Raw genomic sequence first — 15,759 nt, forward strand, 5'->3', positions numbered from 1 at the left:
CCACACCCCGCCCCGTTCTCCGCCCCCGTATCCGAACAGGACTGATCGTGGACTTCACGCGTACCGAGACCCAGGCCGCCGTCGCCGAGGCGGTGGCCGGCGCGCTGTCGACGGCCGCCCCGGCCGAGGAACTGCTCACCGCGCTGCCCAGCCGCAGTGTCGACGACGCCGGCTACGACGAGCGCCTCTGGTCGGCGTTCGCCACCTCCGGGTTGCTCTCGCTGGGCCTGCCCGCAGCACTCGGCGGCGACGACCTCACGCCCGCCGACATCGCCGTGGTTCTCGAGGAGGTCGGCCGTGCGGGCGTGGTGATCCCCGCCCTGGAGACGCTGGGCCTGGGCGTGCTGCCGATCGTCACCCTCGGCACCGCGGACCAGCAGAAGCGACTGCTCTCCGGCATCGAGGACGGCCGTATCCTCACCGCCGCCGTCGCCGAGCCCGGCAGCCCCCTGCCGCTCGAGCCCACCGTGCGGCTCGAGGGCGGGAAGCTCACCGGGACCGCGACGTCGGTGCGGTACGCGGCCCAGGCACGTCACGTGCTCGTGCCGGCGACCACGCCAGAGGGTGCCGTCCTCGTCGTCGTCGCCCCCGACGCCCCCGGCGTCACCCTGACCCCCACCCTCGGCTCCCTGGGCGTGCCCGAGTACGCGATGCGGTTCGGGGCCACCGAGGTCGACGACGACGACGTGCTCCGCGGCTCGGGAGCGGGGTCGGTCCCCGAGGAGTTCCGGCGTCTCGTCCTGGCCGCCTGTATCGCCCACGGTGACGGTCTCGTGGCCGGCGCGCTGGACATGACGGCCGGCTACCTCAAGGAGCGGGTGCAGTTCGGTAAGCCGCTCGGCTCGTTCCAGGCGGTGCAGCAGGAGCTGGCGGACGTCTACATCGTCTCGCAGACGCTGCACGTGATCGCGCAGTCGGTGGCGTGGCGGATCTCCGAGGGGCTGACCGGGCCCGGTGACCGCTACGAGACCGATCCCACGATCGGCGCGTACTGGCTGGCGACCGAGGGCCCGCGCGCCGTGCAACTCCTGCACCACCTGCACGGCGGCGTCGGTGTGGATGTCACGTACCCGATGTTCAGGTACTCGTCGGCGGTCAAGGACCTCGCCCGCTTCGTCGGCGGCGCGCAGCTGCACCTCGACGCGCTGGGCGCGGCGATCGCCGCCGACCCGGTGGAGCAGGTGGCCCCCGCCTCGGGCGACGCGGACGCCGCCGACGCCGAGGGCGCGTTCATCGACCTCACCGCCGAGCAGCGCGCGCTGCAGGCCGAGCTACGCGAGTACTTCTCCACCCTCATCTCGCCGGAGGAGGCCGCCGACATCTCGACCACCCGCCACGGCGACACCTACGCGCAGATCATCACGCGGATGGGCCGCGACGGCTGGCTGGGCGTGGGCTGGCCCACCGAGTACGGCGGCAAGGGCTTCGGCCACATCGAGCAGCAGATCTTCACCAACGAGGCCACCCGCGCCGACGTGCCGCTGCCGTCGGTGACGCTGCAGACCGTCGGCCCGACGCTGCAGAAGTACGGCACCGAGAAGCAGAAGGAGAAGTTCCTCCCGGGCATCCTCGACGGGACCGTGCACTTCGCGATCGGGTACTCCGAGCCCGACGCCGGCACCGACCTCGCCGCGCTGCGCACCACGGCGCGCAGGGACGAGGCGACCGGCGACTGGATCATCAACGGGCAGAAGATGTGGACCACCGGCGGCCACCACGCCGACTACATCTGGCTCGCGGCCCGCACCGGCACCCCCGATTCCCGGCACCGCGGGCTGACGATCTTCATCGTGGACACCACCGATCCCGGCTTCTCGTTCACGCCGATCATCACCTGCGACGGCGCCCACCACGTCAACGCGACCTACTACTCGGACGTGCGCGTGCCGGCGGACATGGTGGTCGGTGAGGTCGACGGGGGCTGGAAGATGCTCACCACGCAGCTCAACCACGAGCGCGTCATGCTCGCGCCGTCCGGACGCCCGGGCGGGTACTACGACGAGCTCGCCGCCTGGGCCCGCGGCACCGGCGTCGACGGCGTCCGCCACCTGGACCGGCGCGAGGTACGGCGCGGTCTCGCGGAGATCTTCGCGATCGTCCGACTCAACGAGCTGCTCAACTGGCAGGTCTCGTCGACGGGGGACAATCCGTCGATGGGCGACTCCGCCGCGTCGAAGGTGTTCTCCACGGAGAAGATCCAGCACGTCGGCCGGATCGTCGAGGAGCTGCTCGGCCGCTTCGGCGACCCCACCGATCCCGACACGGCGGCGCTGCAGCGCTGGTTCGACATGATGAACAAGCGCAACGTCGTGATCACCTTCGGCGGCGGCGTCAACGAGGTCATGCGCGAGCTGGTCTGCATGGGCGGCCTCGGCATGCCCCGCACGGCGCGCTGACACCGACCCCGTCCGCCAGCGCAGCCCCGCTGCGCACCCCAACCCGACGAGAAGGCACCCATGAGTGACGACACGGTGTTCAACGACACAGTGACCGACGAGCGCACCTCGCGCATCCTCGCCGCGGCCGACGAGGTCAAGGCCTCCGGCGGCAGCGCCCGCCGCGCGGGCCGCGACCCCATCAACCTGCCGATGATCCGCAACTGGACCGAGGCGATCGGCGACACCAACCCGATCTACGAGTCCGAGGAGGCGGCCGTCGCGGCCGGCCACGGCGGACTCGTCGCCCCGCCCGCGATGGCGCAGGTGTGGACCATGCGCGGGCTCGGCAAGACCCGCGAGGCCGACGACCCGCTGGGCCGCATGACCGACATCCTCGACGCCGAGGGCTTCACCTCGGTCGTCGCGACCAACTGCGACTCGGTCTACCACCGCTACACCCGCCCGGGCGAGGAGGTGACCATCGAGTCCGTGCTGGTGGACGTGGTGGGCCCCAAGACCACGGGCCTGGGCGAGGGCTGGTTCTTCACCACCCGCAACTACTGGCGCGTCGGCGATGAGGTCGTGGCCGAGATGGACTTCCGGATCCTCAAGTTCCGGCCGCCGGCCAAGACCGCGGAGCCGGCCGGCTCGGCTTCGTCGGAGGAGCGGATCGTCGCCAGCTCCGGCTCGGCCACCGACGACCTGGTGGTGGGCGAGGTCCTGCGCCCGTCGGTCTCCCACGACACGCGGTTCTTCTGGGACGGCGTCGCCGCCCGCGAGCTGCGCATCCAGAAGCGCGAGGACGGCTCCCTGCAGCACCCGCCCGTGCCGGCGCTGTGGAAGGAGAGGTCCGAGCAGACCGACTACGTCGTGTCCTCCGGCCGCGGCACGGTGTTCAGCTTCGTGGTCCACCACGCGCCGCGCGTGCCGGGCCGCACCAAGTTCCCGTTCGTCATCGCGCTGGTGGAGCTGGAGGAGGGCGTGCGCATGCTCGGCGAGCTGCGTGACGTCGACCCGGCGGAGGTCCGCATCGGCATGGAGGTCGAGGTGGAGTTCCTCGACATGCCGGGAGATGAGTCCGAGGACGCGGCCTTCGGCACCGAGCCGTGGACCCTCTACGCGTGGCGCCCCGCTGGCACTGCGCCGATCGACCGTCAGATGCCCGAGGTCAAGGAAGGTGGCGGCAAATGAGCGAGAACAGTGCGGTGACCGACGTGATCTGCCCCGCCGAACCGCCCGCCGCCACGGTGGGGGACCGGCTGCCCGAGCTGACCATCGAGGGGACGCCGACGTTCATCGTGGCCTCCGCCCTGGCGACGCGGGACTTCCAGGACGTGCACCACGACCGCGACCTGGCCCACGCCAAGGGCTCGAAGGACATCTTCGTCAACATCCTCACCGACACCGGCCTCGTGCAGCGGTACGTGACGGACTGGGCGGGCCAGCGCGCGCGCATCACCTCGATCAAGCTGCGCCTCGGCGTGCCCTGGTACGCGTACGACTCCCTGACCCTCACGGGTGAGGTCACGGGGATCGATGGCGACGGGCTGGTCACGCTGAAGATCGTCGGCACGGACTCGCTGGGCGCGCATGTCACCTCGACCGCGACCCTCTACATGAACGGAGGCCCGCAGTGAGCTCCCTCGCGGACAAGGCGTCGATCGTCGGCATCGGCGCGACCGATTTCTCCAAGGACTCCGGCCGGTCCGAGCTCCGGCTGGCCGCCGAGGCCGTCCGCGCGGCGGTGGCCGACGCCGGTCTGCAGCCGTCGGACGTCGACGGCCTGGTGTCGTTCACGATGGACACCAACACCGAGATCGCCGTGGCCCGCGCCGCCGGTATCGGCGGTCTCAACTTCTTCTCGCGCATCCACTACGGCGGCGGCGCGGCGTGCGCAACGGTCCAGCAGGCGGCGATGGCCGTGGCGACCGGCGTCGCGGAGGTCGTGGTCTGCTACCGCGCGTTCAACGAGCGCTCGGGGATGCGCTTCGGCCAGGTCAACTCGGCGCTCGTGCACCAGGTGAACTCCTCGGGCACGGACAACGCGTTCTCCTACCCGCACGGGCTGTCCACCCCGGCCGGGTTCGTCGCGATGGTCGCGCAGCGCTACATGCACGAGTACGGCGCCACGAGCGAGGATTTCGGCCGGGTCGCGGTGGTGGACCGCAAGCACGCCGCGGCCAACCCGGCGGCGTTCTTCTATGGCAAGCCCATCACGCTGGAGGAGCACCAGGCCTCGCGCTACATCGCCGAGCCCCTGCACCTGCTGGACTGCTGCCAGGAGTCGGACGGCGGCCAGGCGATCGTCGTGACCACGCCCGAGCGGGCCCGCGACCTGCCGCACGAGCCGGTCTCGATCGCGGCGGCGGCCTCGGGCTCCGGGCCGGACCAATACATCATGACCTCGTATTACCGCCCCGAGCTCGCGGGTCTGCCCGAGATGGGGATCGTCGGCGACCAGCTGTGGTCCCAGTCGGGCCTGCGGCCCGAGGACATGGACATGGCGGTGCTGTACGACCACTTCACGCCGTACGTGCTCATGCAGCTCGAGGAGCTCGGCTTCTGCGGGCGCGGCGAGGCCAAGGACTTCGTCCGCGAGCCGGGTGCCCTCGAAGTGGGCGGCCGGCTGCCGCTCAACACCCACGGCGGCCAGCTCGGCGAGGCGTACATCCACGGTATGAACGGCATCGCCGAGGGCGTGCGTCAACTCCGCGGGGAGTCGGTCAACCAGGTCGCCGGCGCCGAGAAGCTCGTCGTCACCGCAGGGACCGGCGTGCCCACCTCGGGACTCGTCCTCACCGCGCAGCCCTGACACGCGCCAGCGCCGCCGGCTCAGCGGCGCAGGCACCCCCGGACGAACGAGCCGATGTCGCGGACCGCGACCCGCGCCTCCGGGACGAGCGGGTGGAAGACCTGGAACACGTGGAACTGGTCCGGCCACAGCTGGAACTCGTGGCGCACGCCGTGCTCGGCGAAGTTCTCTGCCATGCGCTCGATCCCGCCCCGGAAGATCTCCTGGCCGCCGGCCTGGATGAGGAACGGCGGCCAGTCCGGGGACGGCTCGTAGTTGATCGGGGAGATGGCCGGATCGTCCGGGTCCACCCCGGGCGCGTACTGCCGTCGGCACAGTTCGGCGAGCCCCAGGGCGAGGAACGGGTCCTTGCGCGCCCGGTCCCGCTCGGTCATGTCCGTGAAGTCCAGGTCGACCCAGGGGGAGAGCAGCACGACGCCTGCAGGCATCGGCGCCCGCGTCCTCTCGAGGTGGGCCACCAGCTGCAGGGCGAGGTTGCCTCCGGCCGAGTCGCCGGCGACCACGATGTTCGCGGCCGGGAACCCCATCTCGATCAGCCACTCCCAGCCGGCGATGGTGTCCTCGGTGGCCGCCGGGTGCGGATGTTCGGGCGCGAGCCGGTAATCCGGTAGGAAGACCGGGACGCCGGTCTCGCTGGCGATCCGGGACGCGAGCGCCTTGTGTGACCACGGGGATCCGAACGCGAAGCCGCCACCGTGGACGTGGTAGATCACCTTGTCGGAGTCGAAGAACCGCTTGCGGCCCACCCACAGGCCGGGCACCGGCCCGTCCCACGACCAGTCGTTGGTGCTCTCCAGCGCGGCGGCGCGGCCCGCTCCCGAGGTGAGGGCCCGCAGCCGCCCGAGCGAGGCGTCGGTCGCGGGCATCCGGTCCAGGGCGGGGCGCACGATCAGGCGCAGGGCCTCGGCGAGGCCCCGCGAGCGGAGCGTCCCCTGTTCGGCGGGCCCCTGGAGGACGGGCCCGCGTCGGGACGGCCGGTCGGCCTCGCGGTCGGACGAACGGCGGCCGTCCTGGGGGACGTCGCCGGACCCGGTCGAGCGTGGCAGTCGGAGGCCGCCGTCGTACGGCGGGCCGGGATGTCGGGGCCGTGATCCGCTCATGTGCGCAATGTAGACGCTCGACTGACGGTGGTCACCCGTAACCATGCCCGGAGGTTCGTCGCGAGGTGGAACCTGTTGCAGTAATGCCCGATTGTCGCTGCTCAGTACCGGGTCTGGACATGAGAACAAGTTCAGGCCACAATGTGAGAGAAGACACACAGCCCCCGCTCTTAAGGACCTGCCCCGATGACCGACGCAGTTGCCGATCAGTCCACCGATCCCCTCGCCGGAACCAACCCGGACATGAACGAAGCCGCCGTGTTCGAGGCCGTGGCCGACAGGATCCCGGACAACCCGCTGCTCACCATGGACGGTGTCGACTACACGTACCGGCAGATCGATGAGCTCGCCAACCGAATGGGTCACCTCCTGAAGGCCCACGGTGCGGAGCCGCTCAGCCACGTCGCGCTGTACATGAAGAACAGCGCCGAGCACATGGCCGCCATCGTGGCGTCCATGAAGATCCGCGTGGCCGGGATCAACGTCAACTACCGCTACACCCCGGCCGAGCTCGTCTACCTGTTCAACGACTCGCAGTCGGTCGCCGTGATGGTCGACGCCGAGTTCGCCGAGACGATGGCCGCCGCGGTGCCGCAACTGACCAGCACGCGCACGATCCTCGCCGTCGGCGGGACGCCTCAGGTCCTCGCGGACGCGTGTGCTGCCGCCGGCCTCACCCTGGTCGACGTCGACGCCGAGCTGCCCCAGCAATCGGCGGAGCGCGGGTTCGAGCCGGCCCGCGGTGACGACCACTGGATCGTCTACACCGGCGGCACCACCGGGTTCCCCAAGGGCGTCCAGTGGACGATGTCGGACTACTACTACGCCTGCCTGTCCGGCGGTAACCCCTACGGAGACAAGCGGCACAGCCCGCAGGAGGTCGCGGACAACGTCTCGCCCGACGGCGGATTCCGCGTCGTCATCTCAGCCCCGCTCATGCACGGCGCCGGACTGTTCACGCTGCTGACCTTCGTCAACATGGGTGGCCACCTGATCCTGTTCCGCGACTTCGACGCGGAGGTCATCGTGGACGCGACCGCCGAGCACAAGGCCGGCCTGTTGATGTTCGTCGGCGACGGCATGGCCGTGCCGATCACCGACGCCCTGCTCGAGGCCAAGAAAACCAAGGACTTCAGCTCGATGTTCATGGTCGCCTCCGGCGGCGGCATCTGGTCCAAGTCCTCGCGTGACCGCCTGCACGAAGAGTTCCCGAACGTCATAATCCGCGACAACTTCGGCGCCTCCGAGACCGGCAACGACGGCGAGCTGAACCTCAACGAGGACGGCGAGATGGTCCTGGCGCCGACCCCGCGCCTCGGGCTGATCGACGAGTCCAACCAGCCGGTCGCCCCCGGATCAGACGTGGTGGGCTACATCGTGCGCCGCGGTCACGTCCCGCTCGGCTACTGGAACGACCCGGAGAAGACCGCCAAAACCTTCCCCGTGGTCGACGGTCAGCGGGTCGCGGTGCTCGGCGACATGGGCCGGATCCGCGAGGACGGCTCCATCGTGTTCCTGGGCCGCGGCTCGGGCTGCATCAACACGGGCGGGGAGAAGGTCTTCCCCGAGGAGGTCGAGCAGGCGCTCAAGGCCCACCCGGCCGTGCACGACGCGCTGGTCGCCGGCGCCCCCGACCCGCGCTTCGGACAGAAGGTCGCCGCAGTCGTGTCCTTCCGCGAGGGCACGTCGGCCGAGCCGGAGGAGCTCTCCGCATTCCTGCGTGAGTCCCTGGCCAACTACAAAGTGCCCAAGGTGATCGTCGTCGTGCCCGAGATCCGCCGCTCGCCCGCGGGCAAAGCCGACTACAAGTGGGCCAAGGAGCAGATCTCCACCAAGTGACGCACGAGCAGTGACGCACGAGCAGTGACCACCCCGGCCGGGCCCGTACCAGCGGCCGGGCCGCGGTGCGTCGCATGGAGCGTGCTTCGCGGGGTGCGTAGCCGGTCAGCCGGCGGCGAGGATCCGCTCGACCGCACCCATCGGCACCGGGACCCACCCGGGTCGATTACGTGACTCGTAGACCACCTCGTACAGGGCCTTGTCCAGTGTGTACGCCCGCAGCAGCGCTCCGGAGTCGCGAGGATCGGCGTCGCTGACCTCGGCGTACCCCGAGCAGAAGGCGTCGACGTTGCGGTCACGCCACTCGCGGGCCCGGAAGCGCAGCTGCCGGTCCTCCACGCCGACGAGCGTGTGCTGGGCCGCGTAGTCGAGACTGCGCAGGATGCCCGCCACGTCGCGGGCAGGCGAGTCCGGCACCCGGCGCTCGGCGAGGGGTGCGGCCGGCTCCCCCTCGAAGTCGATGACGATCCAGCGGTCCGGTGCCCGGAGGGTCTGGCCGAGGTGCAGGTCGCCGTGGATGCGGTGCACGCGTACCGGGCCGGAGCCGGCGACCTCGTCGAACACCGCCCGCGCGGCGTCCGCGAACTCCGCCAGCGCCGGTACCTCGGCCACCGCCGCGTCCAGCCGCGCCCGCATCGACGCCACGAGGTCCGTACCGTCGCGCGTCGCCACTCCGGTCGCGGCCGCCAGGTCCTCGTGCACCTGCGCCACGGCCGCCCCGAGCCGGCCGGCCTCGTCGGCGAAGTCGGTGCCCACCTCCTCGGCCAGCAGATCGGCCTCGGCGAACAGGTCTCGGACGCTCGCCGTGGCCATCGCCCACCCGTCGGCCGCGCCCGCCATGAACTCCTGGGCCATCGCCAGGGTCGTGGGCCCGTTTCCGGTGTCGCCCCCCTCGCCGTCGTCCCCGTCGCCGCTCAGTTCCACCCATCCCCGCAGCGCCGCCACCGCCGGGCACTCCCGGTCGGCCAGCGCGGCGTGCAGCTCCACGTCGGGGTTCACGCCCGGCTGGACCAGCCGGAACACCTTGACCATGAGGTCGTCGCCGTACACCAGCGACGAGTTGGACTGCTCACCCTCCAGCAGCCGCCCCCACGTGGGCTCGGGCAGCGTGGCGCCGGGGACCAGTCGGAACCGCAGCCCGCCGACCTCGTCCTGCCCGGCCAGGTGGCGGAGCAGGGACTCGGTGCCGCGGGGGTCGCGCAGTCCGTCGTAGATCACGGGGGAGGCGCCCTCCGGGGTCAACGGGAACGCCCGTCGGTCACCCGGCAGCTCCGGCGCGGTGGCGATGGGCACCTGATAACGCTGTGGCCGACCGTCCACCTCGAGGTCCACGAGAAGGTGCTCGACCAGCACCTCCGGATCGTCCAGCATCACGGCGCGTCGGGCGACCCGCACGCCGCTGAGCTCGAGTCCCTTGCCGGCAAACCAGCGTTGCTCGGGCAGCCAGTCCGTGAGCAGTCGGGCCAGGGCGTCGTCGTCGACGGGGGCGATACTCACGGTCCCTCCTCCGGGCTGCGCAGTTCGAGCCAGTAGAAGCCGTACCCGGGCAGCGTGAGCTGGTACGGGTCGGCGTCGATCTCGGGGAACGGCACCCCGCCCGTGAGCTCGTGCGGTTGGCGGCCGGCGAACTCGGCCAGGTCCAGACGCACGGCCTGCGGGAACCGGGACAGGTTGTTGACGCAGAGGATGACGTCGGGCTCGCCGTCGGCGCCCTCGAGCGTGCGCAGGTAGGACAGGATGGACGGGTTGGAGCCGCCGAGGTCGACGAACTCGCCCAGCCCGAACGCGGGGTGGTCCTTGCGGACGTGGATCATGCGCCGCGTCCAGTGCAGCAGGCTGGCGGTGGAGTTCATCTGCGCCTCCACGTTGACGCCCTGGTAGCCATACAGGGGGTCCATGATCGCGGGCAGGTACAACCGGCCCGGATCACAGCGGGAGAACCCGGCATTGCGGTCGGGGCTCCACTGCATCGGAGTGCGGACGGCATCGCGGTCGCCGAGCCAGATGTTGTCGCCCATGCCGATCTCGTCGCCGTAGTACAGCATGGGCGAGCCGGGGAGGCTGAGCAGCAGTGCGGTGAACAGCTCGAGCTGGTTGGTGTCGCCGTCGAGCAGCGGGGCCAGGCGCCGGCGGATGCCGATGTTGGCCTTCATCCGCGGGTCCTTGGCGTACTCCGCGTACATGTAGTCGCGTTCCTCGTCGGTGACCATCTCGAGCGTGAGCTCGTCGTGGTTGCGCAGGAAGATCGCCCACTGCGCCGAGGACGGGATGTCGGGGGTGTGGGCGAGGATCTCGGTGACGGGGAACCTGGACTGCCGCCGCACCGCCATGAAGATCCGAGGCATGAGCGGGAAGTGGAACGCCATGTGGCACTCGTCGCCCACCTCGGACTCGCCGAAGTAGTCCACCACGTCGTCGGGCCACTGGTTGGCCTCGGCCAGCAGCACGCGACCCGGGAACTCCTCCTCGACCACGGCCCGGCACCTGCGCAGGAACTCGTGCGTCTCGGGCAGGTTCTCGCAGTTGGTGCCGTCGCGCTCGAACAGGTACGGCACGGCGTCCAAGCGGAAGCCGTCGATGCCCAGGTCCAACCAGAAGCGCAGGACGTCGATCATCGCCTCCTGGACCTCGGGGTTGTCGTAGTTGAGGTCGGGCTGGTGGGAGAAGAAGCGGTGCCAGTAGAACTGCCCGCGTACCGGGTCATAGGTCCAGTTGGAGGACTCGGTGTCGACGAAGATGATGCGGGCCTCGGGGTACCGCGTGTCGTCGTCGGACCACACGTAGAAGTCGCCGTACGGGCCGGTCGGGTCGGCGCGGGACTCCTGGAACCATGCGTGGGCGTCGGAGGTGTGGTTCATGACCAGGTCGGTGATCACCCGGATCCCGCGACTGTGGGCCTGCTCGAGGAGTTCCACGAAGTCCTCGACGGTGCCGAACTCCGGCAGCACGGTGCGGAAATCGCGGATGTCGTACCCGCCGTCGCGCAGCGGCGAGTCGTAGAACGGCGGCAGCCACAGGCAGTCGACGCCCAGCCACTCGAGGTAGTCGAGCTTCTCGATGAGACCACGGAGGTCGCCGGTGCCGTTGCCGTCCGAGTCGTAGAAGGCCCGGACCAGGACCTCGTAGAACACCGCGGACTTGTACCAGTCGTGGTTGATCTCGAGTTCGGTGGCGTGACGGTAGTCGTCCGCGCTGGGCTCGACGACGTGCCCGTCGTCGGTGAGCTCGGGGTCGGCCGGCCGCGGGTCGGCGGCGCGTGAATCGACGGGGCGGGACTCGGACTGCAGGCGCGGCTTGGGTGCCATGTCGGCGAGCCTACGGCCCCGTACGATCCGGTGCATGCGGAAAATCGACCCGACCGAGCGGGTCCGCGGCGTGGTGCGGGCCTTCCGGGGCCGGCACGGCCGGCGCGCCCGTGCGCTCGCCGTGCGGTTGGACGGCGACGACGACGAGGTGGTCCTCCGCCCGTGGGAGCTGCGGTTGCCGAGGGCGGTCGTCTACGCGGCGGCCCGGTCCAGGGGCTGGGAAACCGTCGGGGGCGCGCGGGCACTCGTCCAGCGGGGCCCGTGGCTCGAGCCGATGCACTTCGTCCGCGGCGGGGACGCCCATCCGACCGGTGACCTGCGGTGAGCCCCGGCTGGGTGCTCACGGTCCTGGCACTGCTCCCGCTGCTCGCGTGGGTGATCGCCGCCGCGGTGATCGCCGCCCGCCGGTGGTGGCGGCGTCGGGGGGATGACCGTGCGCGCCGGCTGCGGTTGGCCCGGATGTTGCGCGGTGGCGACCTCGTCGTCGTCCCCACCTCGGACATCGACCTCCCCGAGGCCACCGTCCTCGCCGTCGCGGCGGACGCCGGGTACCGCCTCGTGGGCTACGAGCGCGCGGACACGCCCCTGCGCCGCCGGGTCGGGGTCTTCGTACGCATCGGCGGGGAGGTCGACGCGGTGATCAGCGGCATGCCCACGCCCCGGTAGCGTGACGCGCATGCGCATCGGAATGGCTTTGAACTACAGCGGCGGGTTCGCCGAGACGGCCGCGGAGGCCGCCGACCTCGAGAGGGCGGGACTGGACATCGCGTTCGTCCCGGAGGCGTACTCGTTCGATGCCGTGAGCCAGCTCGGCTACCTCGCGGCCAAGACCTCCACCATGGAGCTGGCGTCGGGGATCCTGCAGATCTACACCCGGACGCCCACGCTCACCGCCATGACCGCGGCCGGGCTGGACTTCGTCTCCGACGGCCGGTTCGTGCTGGGCCTGGGCGCCTCGGGCCCGCAGGTCGTGGAGGGCTTCCATGGCGTGAAGTACGACGCGCCGCTGGCCCGCACGCGCGAGGTGATCGAGATCTGCCGCAAGGTGTGGCGCCGCGAGAAGGTCGTCCACGACGGGAAGAAGTACCAGATCCCGCTGCCCGCCGACCAGGGCACCGGGCTGGGCAAGCCGCTCAAGCTCATCAACCATCCGGTGCGCTCGACCATCCCGATCGTCCTGGCCGCGCTCGGGCCCAAGAACGTCGAACTGGCCGCCGAGGTCGCGAACGGCTGGCAGCCGCTGTTCTTCCACCCGGAGAAGGCGCACCTCGCGTGGGGTGACGCCCTGGCGGCGGGCAGGGCGAAGCGCGACCCGTCGCTCGGCGAGCTCGACGTCTACGCCGGCCCCGCCCTGGCGATCTGCGACGAGGCCGAGGTGCCCTTCTACCTCGACCTCGTCCGGCCGCACCTGGCCCTCTACATCGGTGGCATGGGCGCGCGCGGTAAGAACTTCTACAACGAGCTCGCGTGCCGCTACGGCTACGAGGACGAGGCCGCCCGCATCCAGGACCTCTACCTGGACGGCAAGAAGGAAGAGGCTGCAGCGGCGGTCCCCGACGAGCTGGTCCGCTCGGTCTCCCTCATCGGGCCCGCCGGATACGTCGCCGAGCGGGTCGAGGCGTTCCGCGAGGCGGGCGCCACCACGCTCACCGTGGTCCCCATGGCCCTCGACGCGCCCGGCCGACTGCGCCTCGTGGAGCAGTTCCGCGAGATGTGCTGACCTGCGCTGGGCGCCGGTCAGGCGAGCTCGACCACCACGTTCTTCAACACGGGGGCGTCGTCGCGCTCCGCGACGGTGGCCGCCACGAGCAGGCGCGAGCCCTCCTCCCACACGCGGACGCGCATGGTCTCGCCGGGGAAGAAGATGCCGCCGAAGGTGACGCCGTACCCGCTGACGCGGGAGACGTCGCCGCCCAGCACCTCGTCGACCACCGCACGCAGGACCACCCCGTACGAGCACAGGCCGTGCAGGATCGGACGCGGGAACCCGGCGGCCTCGGCGAACGCGGGGTCCGAGTGCAACGGGTTGCGGTCACCACACAGGCGGTAGAACAGCGCCTGCTGGGGGAGCGTGGCCACCTCGATGGTGTGGTCGGCGTCCCGCTCGGGGTACTCGACCTTCTCCGACGTTCCGCGCTCGCCGCCGAAGCCGCCCTCGCCCTTCGCGAAGATGCCGGACCGGGAGGTCCACAGCTTCTCGCCGTCGGCGGAGACCGTCTCGGACTCCTGGATGATCACCGCGGCCGACCCCTTGTCCTGGATCTCGGCGATCTTCGTGGTGGTCACGGCGGTGCCGGCGGCCGGGATGGGGCGGTGCAGCGTCACGGACTGGCTGCCGTGGACGACCTTCGCCAGGTCGATCTCCACACCCGGGAACGACACCTTCGGCGCCTCGGTGACGTTCATCGTCGCCGCGACGGTGGCGAACGACGGCAGCACCTTGGGCGCGGAGTCGTGGACATACTCCAGCCCTGTGGTGTCCGTGGGGTCGGCGGCCGCGCCCACGGACAGTGCGTAGAGCGCCACGTCGGAGGCGGTCCAGGAGAATTCCTGGGAGGGCAGCTGTGCCCCGAGGGCTGTGTCGAGATCGATCGGCACGTCAGACTCCCGTCTTCTGGGTGGAGGGGGTGGAGGCGAGCATGTGCTCGACGGCGAGGTAACCGAACACCATGGCGGGTCCGATGGTGGCGCCCGGGCCGGCGTAGGTGTGGCCCATGACCGGCGAGGACGCGTTGCCCGCGGCGTAGAGTCCCTCGATCACGGAGCCGTCCTCACGCAGCACACGGCCGTGGACGTCCGTGTTGGCGCCGCCCTTGGTGCCGAGGTCGCCGGGCACCATCGTGGCCGCGTAGAACGGGGCCTTGCGGACGGGGCCGAGGCTCGGGTTGGGCTTGTTGGTCGGGTCCCCGTAGTAGTGGTCGTAGCCCGACTGACCGCGCTGGAAGTCCTCGTCGCGGCCCTTCTCGGCGAAACCGTTGAAGCGCTCGGCGGTGCGCTCGAGGGCGTCGGCCGGTACGCCGATGAGTTCGGCGAGCTCGGCGAGGGTGTCCGCCTTGTGGAAGTTCTCCGTCGCCAGCCACTTCCTGGGCAGCGGCTGCTTGGCCTGCAGACCGGCGAAGAGGTACCGGTTCTTGTACTCCTGGTCGAAGATGATCCAGGCTGGCAGGTTCTCGGCCGGGCCCTCACCCTGGCCGTACTCGCCGCCGTACATCCTGTGGCCTGCCTCGACATAGGGCAGCGACTCGTTCATGAAGCGCTCACCGCGCGGGTTGACCATGAACGAGCAGGGCAGGGACCTCTCGGCCAGCGCGAACCACGGACCACGCGGGAGCATGATGGTGGGACCCCACCAGGCGTCCTCCATGAAGGACAGCTCGGCGCCGACCTGCTCCATGGCCTCGATGCCCTCACCGGTGTTGGCGGCCGCACCCACGGTCCAGTCGGTGGGGATGGGCTGACGCTGGTACTTGTCCCGCATCTCCTGGTTGTGCTCGAATCCACCGGAGCCCATCACCACGCCGAGGCGCGCGCGCAGCGTGACCTCCTCACCGTTCCGCATCGCGGTGATGCCGACGACCCGCTCCTCGTTGCCGGAACCCTCGGTGACCAGACCGGTCATGGGCGTCTCGAGCCACATCGGCACGCCCGCGTCGAGCAGGCCCTTGCGCAGGCCGGCGATGAGCGCCCGGCCCATGCCCACTGAGTTCTGCCCCCGGGCCTTCGCGAGGAACATCCGCAGCGACACCTTGATCGAGCGGCGGATGCCCTTGGTGGTCGGCCGCTGCAGCAGGTTGAGCCACCGGTAGTCGGACTGCATGACCACCATGTTCGCCGGGGCCTTGGCGTAACCGGGCTCGAGCTTGTCGGCTTCGGACCCCAGTTGTCGTAGGTCGAACGGCTTCGGCTCGACGGACCGGCCTCCGAGGCGACCGCCGGGAGCCTCGGGGTAGTAGTCGGAGTAGTCCTTGACCCACTCCAACCGGAGCGGGGAGTTGGCGAGGACGAAGTCGAGGACCTCGGGCCCGCGGTCGACGTAGGTGTCGATCCGCTCGGCCGGGACGACGTCGCCGACGATCGAACGGAGGTAGGTCCGCGCGGCCTCGGGGGTGTCGAGGACACCGTCGCGCTGGAGCACCGAGTTGTTGGGGATCCACACGCCGCCGCCGGAGCGGGCGGTGGAGCCTCCGTAGTGCGGGGCCTTCTCCACGAGGACCACGCTGAGGCCCTTCTTTGCTGCCGCGAGGGCGGCCGTCATGCCTGCTCCACCGCTGCCGACGACGACGACGTCGAATTCCTGGTCTGCCATGTAGAACACGTTATAGAAC

Annotated in this window: 13 protein-coding genes and 1 pseudogene; 9 read left to right on the forward strand and 5 right to left on the reverse strand. The window is 70.6% G+C overall.

Annotated features, from left to right (window positions below; all coding sequences use genetic code 11):
• Positions 1 to 92 precede the first annotated feature (92 nt).
• The 5 genes and pseudogenes from VYL96_RS03095 to VYL96_RS03115 all read left to right on the forward strand — a co-directional run.
• Positions 93 to 1,136: pseudogene (locus tag VYL96_RS03095) on the forward strand (acyl-CoA dehydrogenase family protein); the annotation flags it as partial.
• A 45-nt stretch (positions 1,137 to 1,181) separates the two neighbouring features.
• Complete coding sequence (locus VYL96_RS03100; protein ID WP_311201439.1) at positions 1,182 to 2,396, forward strand: acyl-CoA dehydrogenase family protein; 1,215 nt, start codon at positions 1,182 to 1,184, stop codon at positions 2,394 to 2,396.
• A 60-nt stretch (positions 2,397 to 2,456) separates the two neighbouring features.
• On the forward strand, positions 2,457 to 3,569 hold the full coding sequence (locus VYL96_RS03105; protein WP_131885695.1) for a bifunctional MaoC family dehydratase N-terminal/OB-fold nucleic acid binding domain-containing protein: 1,113 nt from the start codon (positions 2,457 to 2,459) through the stop codon (positions 3,567 to 3,569).
• Positions 3,566 to 4,015, forward strand: coding sequence for a MaoC family dehydratase (locus tag VYL96_RS03110; RefSeq protein WP_061227438.1), 450 nt, complete (start codon positions 3,566 to 3,568; stop codon positions 4,013 to 4,015). Before VYL96_RS03105 ends, VYL96_RS03110 begins: the two co-directional genes overlap by 4 nt.
• Complete coding sequence (locus tag VYL96_RS03115; RefSeq protein WP_061227437.1) at positions 4,012 to 5,190, forward strand: lipid-transfer protein; 1,179 nt, start codon at positions 4,012 to 4,014, stop codon at positions 5,188 to 5,190. The genes VYL96_RS03110 and VYL96_RS03115 overlap by 4 nt, the downstream gene beginning before the upstream one ends.
• 20 nt (positions 5,191 to 5,210) lie before the next feature.
• On the opposite strand, the gene VYL96_RS03120 is transcribed toward VYL96_RS03115, so the two are convergent.
• Positions 5,211 to 6,290, reverse strand: a complete 1,080-nt coding sequence (locus VYL96_RS03120; RefSeq protein ID WP_061227436.1) for an alpha/beta hydrolase — start codon at positions 6,288 to 6,290, stop codon at positions 5,211 to 5,213.
• Positions 6,291 to 6,476: 186 nt separating this feature from the next.
• On the opposite strand from VYL96_RS03120, the gene VYL96_RS03125 reads away from it, so the two are divergent.
• Positions 6,477 to 8,129, forward strand: coding sequence for an AMP-binding protein (locus VYL96_RS03125; protein ID WP_061227435.1), 1,653 nt, complete (start codon positions 6,477 to 6,479; stop codon positions 8,127 to 8,129).
• A 105-nt stretch (positions 8,130 to 8,234) separates the two neighbouring features.
• Here VYL96_RS03125 and VYL96_RS03130 read toward each other — a convergent pair whose 3' ends face one another.
• Together VYL96_RS03130 and treS are read right to left on the reverse strand one after the other, a co-directional pair.
• On the reverse strand, positions 8,235 to 9,626 hold the full coding sequence (locus tag VYL96_RS03130) for a maltokinase N-terminal cap-like domain-containing protein (protein ID WP_131885696.1): 1,392 nt from the start codon (positions 9,624 to 9,626) through the stop codon (positions 8,235 to 8,237).
• Positions 9,623 to 11,434: a maltose alpha-D-glucosyltransferase gene (gene treS, locus VYL96_RS03135; RefSeq protein ID WP_243699672.1), complete on the reverse strand. Its 1,812-nt coding sequence runs from the start codon at positions 11,432 to 11,434 to the stop codon at positions 9,623 to 9,625. The genes VYL96_RS03130 and treS overlap by 4 nt, the downstream gene beginning before the upstream one ends.
• Positions 11,435 to 11,468: 34 nt before the next feature.
• On the opposite strand from treS, the gene VYL96_RS03140 reads away from it, so the two are divergent.
• Genes VYL96_RS03140 through VYL96_RS03150 form a run of 3 tightly spaced genes read left to right on the forward strand, consistent with a single transcriptional unit; the run spans position 11,469 to position 13,154 of the window.
• The gene (locus VYL96_RS03140; RefSeq protein WP_131885697.1) at positions 11,469 to 11,759 is read left to right on the forward strand and encodes a hypothetical protein; all 291 of its coding nucleotides are present in this window, start codon (positions 11,469 to 11,471) and stop codon (positions 11,757 to 11,759) included.
• Positions 11,756 to 12,100 carry a hypothetical protein gene (locus VYL96_RS03145; protein WP_131885698.1) on the forward strand — a complete coding sequence of 115 codons (345 nt, stop codon included), beginning with the start codon at positions 11,756 to 11,758 and terminating at the stop codon, positions 12,098 to 12,100. Before VYL96_RS03140 ends, VYL96_RS03145 begins: the two co-directional genes overlap by 4 nt.
• 10 nt (positions 12,101 to 12,110) lie before the next feature.
• Positions 12,111 to 13,154, forward strand: coding sequence for an LLM class F420-dependent oxidoreductase (locus VYL96_RS03150; RefSeq protein WP_061227559.1), 1,044 nt, complete (start codon positions 12,111 to 12,113; stop codon positions 13,152 to 13,154).
• A 17-nt stretch (positions 13,155 to 13,171) separates the two neighbouring features.
• Here the strand turns inward: VYL96_RS03150 and VYL96_RS03155 are convergent, their stop codons facing one another.
• Positions 13,172 to 14,032, reverse strand: a complete 861-nt coding sequence (locus tag VYL96_RS03155; RefSeq protein WP_061227431.1) for an enoyl-CoA hydratase ChsH3 — start codon at positions 14,030 to 14,032, stop codon at positions 13,172 to 13,174.
• 1 nt (position 14,033) lies between these two features.
• Positions 14,034 to 15,740 (reverse strand): 3-oxosteroid 1-dehydrogenase, encoded by a 1,707-nt coding sequence (gene kstD / locus VYL96_RS03160; RefSeq protein WP_207913562.1) that lies wholly within the window; start codon positions 15,738 to 15,740, stop codon positions 14,034 to 14,036.
• Positions 15,741 to 15,759 lie beyond the last annotated feature (19 nt).

The organism is Dietzia maris, from assembly GCF_036287335.1.
Taxonomy (GTDB): Bacteria; Actinomycetota; Actinomycetes; order Mycobacteriales; family Mycobacteriaceae; genus Dietzia; species Dietzia cinnamea.